The organism is Paraburkholderia heleia NBRC 101817, from assembly GCF_000739775.1.
Taxonomy (GTDB): domain Bacteria; phylum Pseudomonadota; class Gammaproteobacteria; order Burkholderiales; family Burkholderiaceae; genus Paraburkholderia; species Paraburkholderia heleia.
On record NZ_BBJH01000006.1, the window covers coordinates 78,696 to 93,664 of the forward strand.

The window sequence follows — 14,969 nt, forward strand, 5'->3', positions numbered from 1 at the left end:
AGCAATGAGACATACCCTTTTGCGTGCCGACTACGTCGTGCCGATGACACCCGACAATGCAGTCATCGTCGATGGCGCGGTGGTGATTGATACCCACGGCAAGATTGTCGCGGTCGGCGCGGGTGACATCATGCAGCGCGACTATCCCGACGCCTCCGTCAGGCACCTGCACGATCGTCTGTTGATGCCGGGACTGATCAACGCGCATTGCCATTCAGGTTTGCTGCGCGGCACGGCCGAGGGCTTGCCCGTGTGGGACTGGCTGCAGCAGTTTATTGATCCGATGCACCGCGTTTTGAATGCCGAGGAGGCCGAAGCCGCCTCCCGGCTGTGTTATGCGGAAGCGCTGCTGTCGGGCACCACCACAATCGTCGATATGTGGCGATTCATGGACGGCAGTGCCCGCGCCGCACAGGAACTGGGAATCCGGGCCGTACTGGTGCCGTACGTTGGCGAGCACCCCGACCACGACTACTTCGAAACACTGGACACCAATGAGGCGTTGATCCGCCAATGGCACGGCAAGGCCAATGGCCGCATCCAGACATGGGTTGGACTGGAGCACATGTTCTACGCCGTACCGGCGGCGTGGGAACGTGCCGTCGCAATCACCCGCGAATACGGCGTCGGGTTGCACACACATAGCAACGAAAGCCGTTTCGACGTGGAGGAAACGCAGCGCCGCTACGGAATGCGCCCCGTCGAAGCACTGGAAAAATTCGGCCTGCTCGACGCGCATCGCGTGCTGCTCGCGCATTGCGTATGGCTGGACGACCACGAAATTGGGTTGCTCGCCGGGCGCGGAGTGGGTGTAACGCATAACCCGGTCAGCAATATGAAGCTTGCCAGCGGCGCGGCGCCTGTCGAGAAACTCCTTGCCGCTGGTGTGGCGGTTGGGCTTGGGTCGGATGGCGAAAAGGAAAACAACAATCTCGACGTTTTCGAAGAAATGAAAGTTGCATCGTTGCTCGCCAAGCTATCGAAACTCGATGCGTCAGCACTGGATAGCTGGTCGATCTGCCGGATGGCCACGGTCATGGGCGCCCGTGCGCTGGGGCTCGAAAAAGTCACCGGCACTCTCGAGGCGGGTAAGGCCGCAGATCTGATTGCCGTGCGAACCGACACGCCCCGGATGACGCCTCTGGTAACGGGACCGTTGCTGAACCTTCATCATAATCTGGTGCATGCGGTGCAAGGCGGCGACGTCGATCTGACCATGGTGGATGGCCGTGTCCTTGTCGATAATGGGGAGTTGCAAAGTGGCAACCTGCGCACCTTGATCGACCGTGTCAACCGGCTTACGCCGGGGCTGTTCGAGCGGCGGAGCCAATGGCTCGCCAGTCACGGCGCCGTCAATGCGCTGGGCCGCGCAGTCGAGACGCTTTAGGTCTGGAGACTGATTGTGCGTCACCTTCCAACGACAAGGTTCTAAATGCGCCAGCAAGGTCAAGTGATCGACACCTATCTATTGCGGGTGTTGAAGACGTTGCTTGATGAGCGCAGCGTCACGCGGGCCGCCATCCAGCTTAATCAATCGCAACCCGCAGTCAGCGCGGCATTACGACGACTGCGAGACGCGATTGGTGACCCGCTGCTTGTGCGTGGAAAATCGGGCATGGTTCCAACTGAGTACGCTTTGGAGTTATTAGTGCCGGCCCGCAAGGCGTTGGGCGAGATAGACAAAATTGCAATTCAGCGCGCGACTTTCTCGCTGCCTGATTGCGTTCGGTGCTTTCGTATCGGCTGCCCCGATTACCTCAGTGCGTCGTTCATGCCCGATATGGTCAAAATTTTCAGGCGCGAAGCGCCGGCGGCGTCGCTAGAATTCGTCTCTCTGGGGCTGCCGCTCGACGTTGAATCTGCGATGGAAACTGGAGCACTGGATCTTGTCATAGGAAACTGGCCCACACCGACAAAACAGCTTCGTCGGGCCATCCTGATGAGCGACGAAGTTGTGTGCCTGGTTGGCGACGGCCATCCGTTGGCCAAGCGGGAGAAAATTACGGTTGAGGACTATGAACGGGCGGCTCATATCGCCCCATCACCTCATTCGATGGGCCAGCCAGGCGCGATCGATGTACATCTTGCCGGGGAAAAGTTGAGACGGAAGCTAGCGGTCGAGCTTCCCTATTTCAATCTGGCACCTTACGCACTGGTGAATTCGGATCTTGTCTTTACTACGACCCGGCGGTTTGCAGAGCACTTCGCGCGACTGCTTCCTTTGAAGGTGCTTACGTCGCCAATCGTCTTCCCTTCAGTTGACTATCATCATCTTTGGCATGAGCGAAGTCACTATCCGGATGAAGTGCAATGGTTGCGTGGGATATTGAAAAGGGCGATAAGGCGTCAGACCGGCGTTGTCAGATCATAAGGTAGGCAGCCGGGTTACACGGGACAATGTAGACACCGAAATCACTCGATCAGGGTTACCGTCTCCCGGCTGGGTCGTAAATTGCAAGGTACGCTGCTACTGCGCTTCTGAGTTCGCGACATGCCAGGCGATCTGTGCTGGCGCAAGAAATTCGGCAACGGCTTTGTCCACCAGTCAGAAGCCTCGCGCCGAAAGCGCTGCAGTACGGGGTATGTGATGAGACTTGCGTCACGCGGCGCGGCGCCCCCTGCTTCTTGGCGCACGTTTGAGGCAGGTGGCGGAGGTCCGAGTCCGGCCACTACGGAGGTCCGCGACAGTTCCGAAAGTCCGCTCACGGTCTTTGAGCGAAGGCCGAACTCTCGATTTGGGCGACTGCTGTTCGGCGATAAGCGGACTGCCACGAACTGAGTCCGGATGACTCTACTGGGTCGGGTACAGCCGATCGCAACTAGCGCTGCTGTTCGCCCCCGTTTGCAAACCGCGTCGGGCGGCACGCGGCCAAAAGCGGCTGGCCCTCGTGGCCGCTCATCCGCCTCCCGATCGTCGGCTCCGTGCTCTTTACCGGCCGCTGCCAGATGCGAAGATCACAAGCGGATCGGCAAACATGAACGCTCAGGTGTGCAGAGACGCGGCAATACGCACCTTCACGGCGGCCACGCAATCCAGCGCCGTAGCCAGCACGGGGTTTGGCGAGCCGTCGCCATAGTAGAGCCGCACCGTTTCAAGAAAGCGCGCGCCTTCGATCGGGAGAATCGCGAGCGTGCCGCGTCGTGCCACGGTCAACGGCATCAACGCCAGAAACGGATAAAGGCCGAGCATCGTTTCGTTCGCCTGGATCGAAACCGACTGCACGCAGCCCGCCGGCAACTCAAGACCGCCACGTTGCAGCCAGCGTTCGAGGGCAACGAAGGTGGGCGCCTCACGCGGCGGCAGGATCCACGGCAAGCCGGCAAGATCGGCTCGCTTGACGGCACGCCGCGCCGCGAGCGGATGATCGCGTCCGCACACGACCACGATAGGATCGTCCAGCAACGCGCGCGACGCCAGCGCACCCACGCCGTCCTGCGGTTCCGTGCGGCTCAGCACGATATCGAGGCTGCCTGCGGCGAGCATCAGAAAAAGCCGGTCGCTCGTCGCTTCGAAAAACGACACGTTCACGTGCGGCGCGCGCTTTTTGAGTTCGAGCACGAGTTCAGGCGCAAACACCGGCAGCACGGTCGGCACCGCTCCGACGGCGATGCGCCCCGAGAGCCCGCTCGTGAGCGCATCGACCTCGTAGCGCGCCCGCTCGATTTGATGAAACACCTCGCGCGCATGCCGCAGCAGCACCTCGCCCACGGCCGTGAACCGCAACCGGTTGCCCACGCGCTCGAGTGCCGGTGTGCCGAGCCCCTCCTCCAGATCGGCGAGCTGCTTCGACACGGCAGGCTGCGTGAGATTCAGGCGCTCGGCCACGAGGCGGATCTGCCCGACGCTGTCGAACAGCGTGAGCAGGCGCAAATGACTGAGCTTCAGTCCAGCCTCGAAGAATCGCTCGATCGGGTCCATGGTCGGCTACCGGTGGTCTTCTGCGAATAACAAAAAGTTATTCGCATTTCAAAAATGGTCACTTGCCTCTCATGCGCGAGCGTACCACTATTGAGGGCAGGAGACACGGCCGCGCCCCTTGCCAGGCGGCCCGACAATTCGATCATGCGACCCACGAACGTCCTTTTCATCCTCTCGGACGAGCATCAGCACAGCCTCATGGGCTGCGCAGGCCATCCGCTCATCCACACGCCCAATCTCGACGCGCTCGCCGCGCGCGGCACACGTTTTTCGAACGCCTATACGCCTTCGCCGATCTGCGTGCCCGCACGGGCGAGTCTCGCGACGGGCCGCCACGTTCACGATATCCGCTGCTGGGACAACGCCCTCGCCTATGACGGCGTGCCGCGTGGCTGGGCGCATCATCTCGCCGATCACGATGTGCTCTGCGAGTCGGTTGGCAAGCTCCACTACCGCTCGGACGACGCGCCCGTGGGCTTTCACCGGCAGCATCACGCGGTGCACATCCTCGACGGCATCGGCCAGGTCTGGGGCTCGGTGCGCGCGCCGCTGCCCGAAACGATGGGACGCTCGCCGCTTTACGACAAGATCGGCGCGGGCACGTCGAGTTACAACCGCTTCGACATGCGCGTGGCCGACACGGCGGTGACGTGGCTCGGCGAACACGCGCGCGACGAGCGCCCGTGGGTGCTCTATGTGGGTCTCGTCGCGCCGCATTTCCCGCTCGTCGTGCCCCAGGAATGGCTCGATCTGTATCCGCCCGAATCGCTCGATCTGCCGCTGCTGCATCCGTCGACGGGTTACGTGCGGCACCCGTGGGTCGAGCGCCAGGCGCGCCATATGGACCACGATTCGGCCATCGGCAGCGAGGAGCGGCGGCGTCTCGCGGTGGCCTGCTATCTCGCGCTCGTTTCGTTCATGGACGCGCAAGCCGGCAAGGTGCTCGACGCGTTGCGCGCGAACGGCCTGGAAGACACGACCACCGTGATCTACAGCAGCGACCACGGCGACAATCTCGGCAAACGCGGCATGTGGAACAAGTGCCTGATGTACCGGGAATCGACTGGCGTGCCGATGATCCTCGCCGGCCCCGGCATTCCGGCGGGCAAGGTCAACGAAACACCGGTGTCGCTCGTCGATGTCCAGAACACGCTGCTCGATCTGACCGGCTGCCCTGAAACGCTGATGACGGGTCCGGGCACGTCGCTCGCGCAGTTGGCTAACGCGCCCGCGCAGCGTGAGCGGCTCGCGTTCAGCGAGTATCACGCGGTGGGCTCGGAAGCGGCGGCCTACATGCTCGCCGACGCGCGCTACAAGTATCACTATTACGTTGGCCTGCGCCCCGAGTTATTCGATCTCGAACGAGACCCCGAAGAGCTGAACGACGTGGCCGCCGATCCCGCCTACGCGCACGTGCTCGAGCGTTTCGAAGCGCAGTTGCGCGCGTGGCTCGATCCCGAAGCCGTCGATGCCGCCGCGAAAGCCGATCAGGCGCGGCTGATCGAATCCTTCGGCGGACGCGAGGCCGCGCTCAGGACCGGCACGCCCGCCGCGACACCGGTCCCGGCGGCATAGCGCGTGCCACCGCGCGAGCGGCAACATGAGAAGACGACAAAGACAGACTGGAGACGACGATGCCATCAGCCCGACTCGCCGCGGCCGCCGCGCCTGCCGGCCTCAAGCGCAAGTGGAAGACAGTGATACTCGCGAGCCTCGGTGGCTCGCTCGAGATCTACGACTTCATCATCTACGGCGTGTTCGCGCGCGAGATCGCGAGGCAGTTCTTTCCCGCTGCCGATCCGATCGCCTCGCTCATCAGCACCTTCAGCGTGTTCGCGATCGGCTACGTCTCGCGGCCGCTCGGCGGCATCGTGCTGTCGAGCCTCGGCGACCGCTTCGGCCGGCGCGCGATCTTTCTCGTTTCCGTGCTGGCGATGTCGGCGTCGACGATCGGCATCGGCCTCATTCCCGGCTACGCGAGCATCGGCGTATTCGCGCCCGTGCTGCTCGTATTGCTGCGTCTCGCACAGGGCTTCTTTCTCGCGGGCGAATTGCCGTGCTCGATCACGTACGTCGTCGAAGAGATGCCGCAGCGCGCGAGCCTGGTCGGCGGTCTCGTCGTGTTCTGCCTCAATTCAGGTGTGCTTACGGCAACGCTGATGAGCCTTGCGCTGCATGCAACGCTCGACGCCGCCGACGTCATTACGTATGGCTGGCGCATCGCGTTCATTTTGGGCGGACTGACCGGGCTGCTCTCATACTGGCTGCGCACGTCGCTCGAGGAATCGGCGGAATTCCAGCGCCTGCGCAGCCGCAAGGACAAGCGCCCGTTTCGCACGGTGCTCGCGACGTTTGCGTGGCAGGTCGCGGCGGGCGTGGGCGTGGCGGGCATCGTCAACGCGGCAAACAGCCTGCTCTTCGTCGTGTTGCCGTCGTATCTCACGACCGTGCTGCACTATTCGCCCGCAATTGCGAGCGCGGCCCAAAACGTCGGCATCGCGACGATGTCGGCGTCGTTGCTCGCCTGCGCCTGGCTCGGCGACCGCATCCCGCCGCGTCTCGTGCATCGCGCGGGCGCGCTCATCATGCTTGCGGGAAGCTATCCGTTCTACCGGCTCGTGGCCGCGCATGGCATCGATCCATTCACGACGTTCGCCGTGATCGGCTTCGTCGGTGGCTTCGTGAACGGCACCTACGCGTTCCTGCTCGCCGATCTCTTCCCCACCCACGTGCGCTTTTCCGGCATCGCGCTCTCGCTCAATCTCGCGACCGTGCTGTTCACGGGCATCACGCCGCTCGTCGTGACCGATCTGCTGCATCGCGTCGGACCTGTGGCGCCTGGCCTCTACATGACGGTGGTCGCGTGCATCGGACTCGTTGCCGGCCTCGCGCTCAAGCGGCTCGGTGGCAAGGTCGAGCGTATGCATCAGGCCGACTGAACGACACGCCCGACACCTTCTATTCCATCCGACGAAACCATGCAAGCCTCGCCTCTAATGTCTCTCCCCGACGCGCTCGCGAATGCGCTTGGCGCCGACCGCGTGAGCACCGATCCGGCCGTCGCCGACGCCCACGCTGCCGACTGGAGCGACGCCCCACGTTGCGCGCCGCCGCTCGTGCTCCTGCCGCGCACGCCCGAGGAAGTCGCACGCGCGCTCGCCGTGCTCTCCCAGTATCGACAGCCCGTAGTCGTCCAAGGCGGCTTGACCGGCCTCGCTGGCGCGGCCACGCCGCAGGCGGGCGAAGTGGCGCTTTCGCTTGCGCGCCTGAACGCGGTGGAGACGTTTGATACGATCGGCGGCACCGTGACCGTCCAGGCAGGCGTCCTCCTCGAGCAGCTGCAAACGCACGTCGAAGCCGAAGGCTGGTTCTTCCCGCTCGATCTGAGCGCGCGCGGCTCGTGCCAGTTGGGCGGCAATGCGGCGACGAATGCGGGCGGCAATCGCGTCGTCCGGTTTGGCACGATGCGCGAGCGCATTCTCGGTCTCGAAGTCGCCATGCCCGACGGCACCGTGCTGCCAATGCTCAATCGCGTGACGAAGAACACCACGGGCATCGATCTCAAGCAGTTGTTCATCGGCTCGGAAGGCTTGCTCGGTGTCATCACGCGTCTCGTGCTCAAGCTCGAACCGAAGCCCGCCGCCGCGCAGACGGCATTGTGCGCGCTCGGCTCATTCGACGCGGCCGCGCGGTTGCTCAAAAGCTTACGCATGCGCTTGCCGGGCCTTTCGTCGTTCGAACTCATGTGGGACGACTTCATGCTCGCGGCCTGCGACGTGGCGAAGCTCAAGCCCGCCTTTTCGATGCGCTATCCGGTCTACGCGCTCGTCGAAACATTGGGCGAAGCCAGCGACGACGCACAGCGCGCGCTCGAAGCCGCGCTCGGCGACGCACTGGAAGCCGGCACGATCGACGATGTGATCGTCGCCCAGTCGCTGGAGCAGGCGAAGCAGTTGTGGGCCGCGCGCGAGTCGGTCGGCGAGTTGCTTGCCGCCACGCGGCCGCACGCCGCCTTCGACGTGGGCGTGCCGATGGAGCAGATGGAACGTTGCGTCGCGACGCTGCGCGCACGGCTCGAAGAAAAATTCGCACAGCAGAGGCATCTGTTCTTCGGCCATCTCGGCGACGGCAATCTGCACGTGCTAAGCGGCCCGTACGCCGACGAAGCCGCGCTGCTCGACGTCGAGGCGCTCGTCTACGAGACAGTGCGCGAAGCGGGTGGCTGCATTTCGGCGGAGCACGGCATTGGCGTGGTCAAGCGACCGTTTCTCGGACTGACGCGCTCGGATGCAGAGCTCGATCTGATGCGCAAGCTCAAGACCGCGATTGACCCATCGAACATTCTCAACGGCGGCCGGGTGATCCCTTGAGCAATCAGGCACCGTGCGCACCAATGCTGACGTCGATCAGCCGCATAACCGTGTGGCGGTGGGCAAAGGCAGCGCCTACGATCTCCTTCTCACGCGCGAATTGAAACAAGCAGAGATCGTGCGCGCGCCGACTTCGCCGACCGTCGTCCAGACGTTTCTCGAGCAGTGGCTCGACGTCGCAGCGGGCGTGAAGCAGTAGCTCGAAGGGGACGCCGCAAAGACCGGAGGATTGCGTCTACTCGACGAACGCTTCATTGTGATCCGGCAGGCGATGGGCGTGGCGAAGAGTCGAGGCGACCAGGTGGCAACAACGCTACGCGATTTCGTTGAGGAGATGAAACGAAACGGCTTCGTTGCCAAAGCACTCGACCGCCACCGCATCATGGGTGCATCTATCGCGCCAATCAAATGATCCACGCGGCATTGGAAGAGACGTTGAGAGACTTCAAAGCGACCGTGCGCGTACCGGTCGCCTAATTTGCAGCGCAGCGCCGCCGCGTCTTTAGCGGCTAGACCGAGCAGTCTCCGGCGGACATGTCCCCGTGAATGGCCGTTGTATCCAGGTATCTGCCGTCGAAGCTTCACTGGGTCGAATGGCGGCTGAGGGTCGTGAAGACCCGTTCGACGGCGGCGAGAGCTGCCATTCGTCGACGCCGATTCGCGAATGGCAGCAAGTCAACCGGCAGCCGACGCGCCGGTACCTTTCGCAGAACGACTGCAATGGCCAACAACTTGCCAGCCGAGTCAGCGCACGAATGACCGTTCCAGTTTGCGACCTGCCGCACCCCTCGCATTAGGCCTGAAGGCAGGTTCAGCAGACGCGCGAATGGCGACGCAGGCCGTCATACGCGGCGCTATCCATGCACCGGGCCCACGACATGATCTTTTGCAGCCGCCACGGCCGCCTTAGCGTCCGAAGTCAGAACCTCGCGAGGACGCTTGCCGTGCAGCATGCCGCAGGTCGACTCAAACCAGGCGGCAATCCGGAACTGGCTGTAGCCTGCAAAAACGCCCAGAATCTCTGCGACTTCGGCGATCGGATTGCCGGTTTCGTCGAAGAGGTAGGCGGGGTACAGGGGCTGGCCCGCCAGTTCAACGTCAAAAATCCTGGATTCCTTTTGCCACTGGTTCGTCACGGCCAACGGATCGGTCGCTTCCGGGTCGTGTCGCCTGCCGACAGTTTGTGCCGTCAACCATTCCGTTCCGTTGATGACCGCTGCGACGGCCTCCGATGATGGATCGATCGTAATGTTGCCGGTCCGACCGATGCTGCGATGAACTTTCTTACCGGAACCCTCACAAGCGGAAGGTCCCAGCCAGCTGTTCGTCGAGTGGTCTGGACATCGGGTTCGCTTCCAGCCCGCGCTGATCGTCTGTCCGGGGTTGCCGCATAGTTCGCACAGCCTGCCGCTCATCATTTCGGCCAGTTCAATTATGGCTCGCTGTCGCGCGTCAGCGCCGGAGGCACTGAAGCGCAACGTCCCGAACTTTTCCTTGACCTGCGCTGCGACGACCTGCGGTGCGCCGTGCCTGGTAGCGAGTTGCAGTCTCGCGCACAACACATCGATCAGATCGAACCAGCCGTCCCCGCACCCGAATCCCCATAGGGAGAACACCGTTGGCATGGCGTCTGCTTTTTCGGCGGCTACCGGACCGACGGCGAAGATGAGCGGATATCTTTCCCGCAGGATGTTCGATAGTTCTTCACGCATCGTTCTCTTTCTCCGCCCCCCTCTATTGCAGAAGCAGCTACCCCTTCAATTCCATGGCGAGAGGCCACACCGCGAAACGCGAGGCTGCACTGAACCATGCGCTTCGCTCATCGCATGATTCGCCGGGCATCGTCAGTGACAAAAACGGCGCTCTCTCGTGCATATTTCGGCATTCAACTTGAGCCTGTGATTGCAGCGTTCAGATCCACTGCTCCATGCCATCAGCGTTGACCACCAAGAAAGTCGTACCAGTCGTGCGCGTAAGCACAGCCGTGATCGGGGATGCCCGACCCGGAGAGCTTCTGATCGAAGAATGTTCTGGCCGGCTCGGGAATTTCGTCCAGACGCACATAGCGGAAGCCCGCGTCGTTCACGCGCACCGTGACCTCTGGCTGTGCTGGCCGCGGCGGCAACGCTTCGCGGCCCTGGTTCCGTGCGGCAGCAAGACCGCGCGCGACGAGATCCCACACGCTGCCCGCCCATCTCGGATAACTGCGCACAATCGCCCGATCCCCGACCTCACCGAGTACCGCATCGTCCAGGACTACAGCGTAATCGGCGAGCGCACCGTTACGCACACGCGCGATATCCGCCGTCGCAATGACACGCTTTCCGCTTTCCCGTCCACCGGGCAGTAGTTCAACCGTGATCCGAAGCATTCGCCTTGCCTTCCGGTGATTCCAGGAGTTGCCCGGGGCTAAGCAGAAGCGCGCGTTCCCAGGCACGAAGCTGTTGCCCGGTGAGCGCCTTCGGGAACGCTCCCCTCTCCCACTGCGCCAGCGTGACGCTCGATACGCCGCAGCCTCGCGCCACCTCCGCGACTGAACGTCCGAGCGCCTTCCGCAGTTGCGCCGCGTGCGGCCCGATCTGTCCGCAGCAGGCGACGGGAATTCGCACGGGCAGTGCGACCGATCCTTCCGCCGTGCACGCTGGCACACCACCGCGAATGACGACTGGATCGGGCAACGGCGCGTCCTGCCTGAGGAGCCAGCCCTCCGGTATCTGCAGCGCGGCCTCCAGCGCTTTCACAGTTCCCGCGTCAATGGTGTCGGGCACCCTTCCGTTCTCCCAGTGCACATAGGTCGGGTGCGCGACGCCGACTTCGGCCGCCAGTTCGACCTGCGTCCATCCCAGTGCCCTGCGGCGGTCGCGCAGGCACTGCGCGACCCGCTGTGCATCGGCTCGTGGAATCCATGCGCGCGTCCCGGTCCTCCCGATCTCATCCATGTCGTCCATTTTCTTCACGATAACCAAAGCCTCTGCACGGCCGGAATACCGCGAACGGATATTCCGGCCTCATCGTACTCACCCGGTGCAGGCGTATGCACTGGCCCGCGCATCATGCAGCGCATGGTGCTCGCCGCCATGGCTGGCGTAGTACGCGGCGCGCCGCTCCCGGTCGCGCCGGCCCGCGATGTTCTCGAGCTGCCAGCCGCGCGGCAGCGGACCGCCCAGAAGGAACCGGAACAGGTTCAGGTCCGTCTCGTAGTCGTAACAGAGCACCGGCGCCCCATCGCCCGGGATGTCCGCGAGCCAGGCGCGCAATGCCTCGCGCAGTGCAGCGAACGGCATCGCACGCCCCTCGAACTGGCCGAGTTGCGGCAGCACCACAGTGCGGACAAAATCGCTGCACAGTGCCGGATCGAAGTCGGTCCGTTCACCGTAGAACTCGTCGCCGTTCTTGCCCACGACGGCAACGCTGATCAGCTGGCAGCGCTGGAAATCGGTGAACTCGGTGTCGATGAAGTAGCGGTTGTCCCAGCTGGGGGCATCCCCGGTCGGGACGGGATACACCAGCGCGCCGTAAAAGCGGGTATCGGTCATGGCCGCGCGCGCCTCCTCGCGTGACCGGGACGCACCGGCCCGTCGCCATGACCGGTCCGTTCGACATGCAGCATCTGTTTGCTCCTGTTTCATTGAACCGGCCCGGACGGCCCGCACGGTGTAACCCGCGCCACCGGCCATCGCCCCGTGTTCCGGGTTCTTCATTGACTGCCCTCATCATCCCGGTCCGGCTCTCCGACGCTGCTGTGAGCCCGAGCCGGCTCCGTGCCCGGCGGACGCACGCGGCGCAGCGGACCGGCCAGCACGCTCACCTGCTCCGGAAACGGGATCGTCGCGGTTCTGGCGGCCCGGGTGGCGTCGTCGCGGGTCGCGAGCGCGAAGCGCCGCAGCCGCGCGCGCAACTGCCCGGAGGTCTCGTCCGGCGACAGCGCCGCCCGTGTCCGGTGTTTTCCCATGTCCTTTTCCTGAGCCACCCATTGGCGGCGACCGCCCGCCCGTCGTGATCGCCGTGATCGCCGTGATAAGCGGCGGATTATCACGGCCAGCCCACTTCAGGACAGCGCATCGCAGCAAGCCGCCTGCAGCTACGCAAGCACCGCCCGGCGCGCCGATGCCGAGCACGGGGTCGGTGTGCGGCAGGTGACCCCGGCAAACCACCAGCGGCCGATGTCATCGTCGTCGAGCGCGAGCCATGCTGCGTGCCGCCGCCGGCACACGTCGCCCCAGATCTGCGCCCCACGCGGCACGGACCGGAACCACACCGGATCCATCCGGCCGTGGAGGTCGCCCCGACCACGCGGCGGCGCAGTTCCGGCGGCAGACGGCGGGCCACCTTGCGAACGCTGCGGAATACCCGCACCCAGCTCGTGGACAGCTCGATGCCCAACCCGCGGTACGGCGCGAGGCAGCGCGCGAGCAGCGCCGCGTGTTCGAACAGTGCATGGCCCGGCGGGCTCGCGACATACGGTCCGGTGCCCGGCCGGCGCCACACGCCCTCCGGATGCAGGACTCCGTCGAAATCGAGGTACAGCACGATGCCGCCCCCGCCGGCGCGGCCACATGTCCGGCTCCTCAATGGTCATGCCCGGCCTGTCTGGATGCGCCTCCACTGCAGGTCAGGGTCAGCAACGGGCTGCGGGCGGCGCCTTCGCGCTCCAGAGCCGCCTGCCGCGCGCGGGCTTTGCCGCGAGGGCGTACGGCACCGATAACGTGCGCCCCGCTGCCGTTGTGAACCGGGTTACCGTGAGCAACTGTTTGCCTGTCCCGCGATGCTCGTACTCGGTCACCCCCACCCGGATCTCAGAAAGCGGCTCGAGCGTCCACTGTTCGACCTCCCGCGCGAGCTTCGTGCTCAGTATGGCCGCGCCGCGCAGGACGACCGCCCCTTCGATGAACTGCTCAAGCGTCGCTGCCGTCTCGGGCAGGTCCAGCATCACGATGGTCGGGACGGCCCGCGAGCGCGCCCGCGACACCCTGAGAATCAGGACGTCCCGCGGTAGCAGTTGCTGGACCGCTGACCATACCCCCCTGCCCGGCAACCCGCCGAAAGGCACGTTCAACGCAGGCACACGGTTAATTTCACTCGTCACAAACATACAGCCACTACCTCAAATGCATTCATTGCCAGCGCGCCACCCGCCGGATACGTGTTCCCTGCCACAAAGCCCGACGATGGCCCCGCAGACAGACGACCTACGCAACCTGCGTTGACTGGTGCACTTGCCGCGCGCCCAAGCTGGGCGTGACGCCCGCTCCCGCGCCAGCCTTGACCGACTGAAGCACAGAACGGATTCGCCCCGACTCCGAATCACATGCCCCAACTCAAAAATCCATCGATCACCATCTAAAATGGGTCGTAAATGCCGTGGCCAAATGACCATCATACCTTGACCATCAAGGGATGCAAAGGGTATCGGTCAAAATGGACGACGCGGGACATCTGGCCGCCATTGGGGCGACGGTTCGCGCTCGTCGGCAGGAATTCGGCGTCTCCCAAGAGGCCCTTGCCCATGCGACGGGAATCGACCGCAGTCATATGGGGAAGATCGAACGAGGGGAACGCAATCTATCGATCCTGAACCTCATTCGAATTGCTGACGCTCTGGAGATTTCGCCCTCAAAGCTTCTCAAAAGTGCGGGTCTTTGAGGCGGAATCGATTGAGTGATTGCGGTTTAGATCGATGGCCTATTCGGCTCCGACCCACTGCCGGAATCTGATAATGCTTATAAAGTCCCAAGTCGTCGACGGCACGATCTTCATGCATCAATATTCATGTCACCGGTGCACCCATCTCGGATGGCTGTGTCGCGTTAAGGGGGATGGGGTGAGCAAGTATCTGCAATGTAGAGGACTACTTACATCGCTAGAGAATAGAATTGCTCGGCAGCAGTCGATGCAACGCCATCGTCACACATTTGTCCCTTGCGGATCATGTGCGCAATCTCGATGCCGGACAGGATGATGCGCGCACAGCGGAAATCCTTGAACCCCATCATCGGTTTGATGATGCGCTTGATGGCGCGGTGGTCCTGCTCGACGACATTGTTCAGGTATTTGTTTTGCCGGATCTTGGTCGGCGTTGATCGCTCAGCGTTGAGCGCTTCAAGGGCCGCCAGATTAGCGCCGCTCTTGTCCACCGTGATCGTTTCTGGCTCGCCGCTCTGGTCAATCGCCTTTTCGAAGTAACGCTGGGCTGCGGCCTTGTCGCGATGGGCGCGCAGCAGGAAATCGACCGTATTACCCGCCTTGTCGACGGCACGATACAGATATTTCCATTGGCCCTTGATCTTGACGTAGGTCTCGTCGACGCGCCAGCTCCTGCCCACCGGGCGCTTGCGACGGCGAAATGCCTTTTCAAACACCGGCAGCAACTTGATAACCCAGCGGTGCACGCTCGAATGATCCACCTCGATCCCCCGCTCGGCCATCATCTCCTCGAGGTTGCGCAGGCTCAGCGAGTACGCCACATACCAGCGCACGCACAGCAGGATCACATCCAGCGGATAGTGCAGTCGCTTCAGTACCTCGCCAATGCCGGTGGGCAGCGTCTTGCGTGGCATCTTCGTCTTCGCCATCATGCTCGTCATGCGTTTTGGTTCGACCGATTCTACTCCACCGCGTTAGCGCGACAGAACCGACGAAGGTGTGCGGCGCTTGCCGTGCCGCACACCTCGTGACGTTCT

15 protein-coding genes and 1 pseudogene are annotated in these 14,969 nt (G+C 63.4%); 7 read left to right on the forward strand and 9 right to left on the reverse strand.

What is annotated here, in order from left to right; translation table 11 throughout:
• The first annotated feature begins 4 nt into the window (after window positions 1-4).
• Together BHE01S_RS06030 and BHE01S_RS06035 are read left to right on the forward strand one after the other, a co-directional pair.
• Entirely contained in the window at window positions 5-1,387 is a 1,383-nt protein-coding gene (locus tag BHE01S_RS06030) for an amidohydrolase family protein (RefSeq protein ID WP_042261643.1), read from the forward strand.
• Between the two features lie 45 nt (window positions 1,388-1,432).
• Window positions 1,433-2,371: a LysR family transcriptional regulator gene (locus tag BHE01S_RS06035; RefSeq protein WP_042261645.1), complete on the forward strand. Its 939-nt coding sequence runs from the start codon at window positions 1,433-1,435 to the stop codon at window positions 2,369-2,371.
• Between the two features lie 612 nt (window positions 2,372-2,983).
• On the opposite strand, the gene BHE01S_RS06040 is transcribed toward BHE01S_RS06035, so the two are convergent.
• Window positions 2,984-3,919: a LysR family transcriptional regulator gene (locus BHE01S_RS06040; protein ID WP_042261647.1), complete on the reverse strand. Its 936-nt coding sequence runs from the start codon at window positions 3,917-3,919 to the stop codon at window positions 2,984-2,986.
• A gap of 144 nt (window positions 3,920-4,063) precedes the next feature.
• Between BHE01S_RS06040 and BHE01S_RS06045 the strand changes: the two genes are divergently transcribed.
• From BHE01S_RS06045 to BHE01S_RS06060, 4 genes and pseudogenes are all read left to right on the forward strand, one after another.
• A complete protein-coding gene (locus tag BHE01S_RS06045) occupies window positions 4,064-5,494 on the forward strand; it encodes a sulfatase-like hydrolase/transferase (protein WP_042261649.1) in 1,431 nt (476 codons plus the stop codon).
• A gap of 59 nt (window positions 5,495-5,553) precedes the next feature.
• Window positions 5,554-6,858, forward strand: a complete 1,305-nt coding sequence (locus tag BHE01S_RS06050; protein WP_042261650.1) for an MFS transporter — start codon at window positions 5,554-5,556, stop codon at window positions 6,856-6,858.
• 57 nt (window positions 6,859-6,915) lie between these two features.
• Window positions 6,916-8,289, forward strand: coding sequence for an FAD-binding oxidoreductase (locus BHE01S_RS06055; protein ID WP_245639651.1), 1,374 nt, complete (start codon window positions 6,916-6,918; stop codon window positions 8,287-8,289).
• A gap of 13 nt (window positions 8,290-8,302) precedes the next feature.
• Window positions 8,303-8,701 (forward strand): annotated as a pseudogene (locus tag BHE01S_RS06060) (ABC transporter substrate-binding protein); the annotation flags it as partial.
• Window positions 8,702-9,143: 442 nt separating this feature from the next.
• Here the strand turns inward: BHE01S_RS06060 and BHE01S_RS35940 are convergent.
• The 7 genes from BHE01S_RS35940 to BHE01S_RS06095 all read right to left on the reverse strand — a co-directional run bounded on the left by BHE01S_RS35940 (window position 9,144) and on the right by BHE01S_RS06095 (window position 13,219).
• The gene (locus BHE01S_RS35940; protein WP_052405721.1) at window positions 9,144-10,001 is read right to left on the reverse strand and encodes a hypothetical protein; all 858 of its coding nucleotides are present in this window, start codon (window positions 9,999-10,001) and stop codon (window positions 9,144-9,146) included.
• A 221-nt stretch (window positions 10,002-10,222) separates the two neighbouring features.
• Complete coding sequence (locus BHE01S_RS06070) at window positions 10,223-10,660, reverse strand: hypothetical protein (protein ID WP_042261655.1); 438 nt, start codon at window positions 10,658-10,660, stop codon at window positions 10,223-10,225.
• The gene (locus BHE01S_RS35945) at window positions 10,641-11,237 is read right to left on the reverse strand and encodes a helix-turn-helix domain-containing protein (protein ID WP_167337664.1); all 597 of its coding nucleotides are present in this window, start codon (window positions 11,235-11,237) and stop codon (window positions 10,641-10,643) included. Before BHE01S_RS35945 ends, BHE01S_RS06070 begins: the two co-directional genes overlap by 20 nt.
• 69 nt (window positions 11,238-11,306) lie before the next feature.
• Window positions 11,307-11,825, reverse strand: coding sequence for a 3'-5' exonuclease family protein (locus BHE01S_RS06080; protein ID WP_042261658.1), 519 nt, complete (start codon window positions 11,823-11,825; stop codon window positions 11,307-11,309).
• 161 nt (window positions 11,826-11,986) lie between these two features.
• A complete protein-coding gene (locus tag BHE01S_RS37630) occupies window positions 11,987-12,241 on the reverse strand; it encodes a hypothetical protein (protein WP_157025162.1) in 255 nt (84 codons plus the stop codon).
• A gap of 80 nt (window positions 12,242-12,321) precedes the next feature.
• Window positions 12,322-12,819, reverse strand: a complete 498-nt coding sequence (locus tag BHE01S_RS39760) for an HAD domain-containing protein (RefSeq protein ID WP_218000401.1) — start codon at window positions 12,817-12,819, stop codon at window positions 12,322-12,324.
• Window positions 12,820-12,907: 88 nt separating this feature from the next.
• Entirely contained in the window at window positions 12,908-13,219 is a 312-nt protein-coding gene (locus tag BHE01S_RS06095) for a hypothetical protein (protein ID WP_245639652.1), read from the reverse strand.
• 467 nt (window positions 13,220-13,686) lie between these two features.
• On the opposite strand from BHE01S_RS06095, the gene BHE01S_RS06100 reads away from it, so the two are divergent.
• A complete protein-coding gene (locus BHE01S_RS06100) occupies window positions 13,687-13,932 on the forward strand; it encodes a helix-turn-helix domain-containing protein (protein WP_042261664.1) in 246 nt (81 codons plus the stop codon).
• Between the two features lie 209 nt (window positions 13,933-14,141).
• Here the strand turns inward: BHE01S_RS06100 and BHE01S_RS06105 are convergent, their stop codons facing one another.
• The gene (locus tag BHE01S_RS06105; protein WP_042261666.1) at window positions 14,142-14,873 is read right to left on the reverse strand and encodes an IS6 family transposase; all 732 of its coding nucleotides are present in this window, start codon (window positions 14,871-14,873) and stop codon (window positions 14,142-14,144) included.
• Window positions 14,874-14,969 lie beyond the last annotated feature (96 nt).

What these genes read in the sequence shown, in the direction of transcription:
- BHE01S_RS06030 (WP_042261643.1), top strand. Translation starts at nt 5, where the DNA reads ATGAGACATACCCTTTTGCGTGCCGACTACGTCGTGCCGATGACACCC.
- BHE01S_RS06035 (WP_042261645.1), top strand. Translation starts at nt 1,433, where the DNA reads ATGCGCCAGCAAGGTCAAGTGATCGACACCTATCTATTGCGGGTGTTG.
- BHE01S_RS06040 (WP_042261647.1), bottom strand. Translation starts at nt 3,919, where the DNA reads ATGGACCCGATCGAGCGATTCTTCGAGGCTGGACTGAAGCTCAGTCAT.
- BHE01S_RS06045 (WP_042261649.1), top strand. Translation starts at nt 4,064, where the DNA reads ATGCGACCCACGAACGTCCTTTTCATCCTCTCGGACGAGCATCAGCAC.
- BHE01S_RS06050 (WP_042261650.1), top strand. Translation starts at nt 5,554, where the DNA reads ATGCCATCAGCCCGACTCGCCGCGGCCGCCGCGCCTGCCGGCCTCAAG.
- BHE01S_RS06055 (WP_245639651.1), top strand. Translation starts at nt 6,916, where the DNA reads ATGTCTCTCCCCGACGCGCTCGCGAATGCGCTTGGCGCCGACCGCGTG.
- BHE01S_RS35940 (WP_052405721.1), bottom strand. Translation starts at nt 10,001, where the DNA reads ATGCGTGAAGAACTATCGAACATCCTGCGGGAAAGATATCCGCTCATC.
- BHE01S_RS06070 (WP_042261655.1), bottom strand. Translation starts at nt 10,660, where the DNA reads ATGCTTCGGATCACGGTTGAACTACTGCCCGGTGGACGGGAAAGCGGA.
- BHE01S_RS35945 (WP_167337664.1), bottom strand. Translation starts at nt 11,237, where the DNA reads ATGGACGACATGGATGAGATCGGGAGGACCGGGACGCGCGCATGGATT.
- BHE01S_RS06080 (WP_042261658.1), bottom strand. Translation starts at nt 11,825, where the DNA reads ATGACCGATACCCGCTTTTACGGCGCGCTGGTGTATCCCGTCCCGACC.
- BHE01S_RS37630 (WP_157025162.1), bottom strand. Translation starts at nt 12,241, where the DNA reads ATGGGAAAACACCGGACACGGGCGGCGCTGTCGCCGGACGAGACCTCC.
- BHE01S_RS06095 (WP_245639652.1), bottom strand. Translation starts at nt 13,219, where the DNA reads ATGCTGGACCTGCCCGAGACGGCAGCGACGCTTGAGCAGTTCATCGAA.
- BHE01S_RS06100 (WP_042261664.1), top strand. Translation starts at nt 13,687, where the DNA reads ATGCAAAGGGTATCGGTCAAAATGGACGACGCGGGACATCTGGCCGCC.
- BHE01S_RS06105 (WP_042261666.1), bottom strand. Translation starts at nt 14,873, where the DNA reads ATGACGAGCATGATGGCGAAGACGAAGATGCCACGCAAGACGCTGCCC.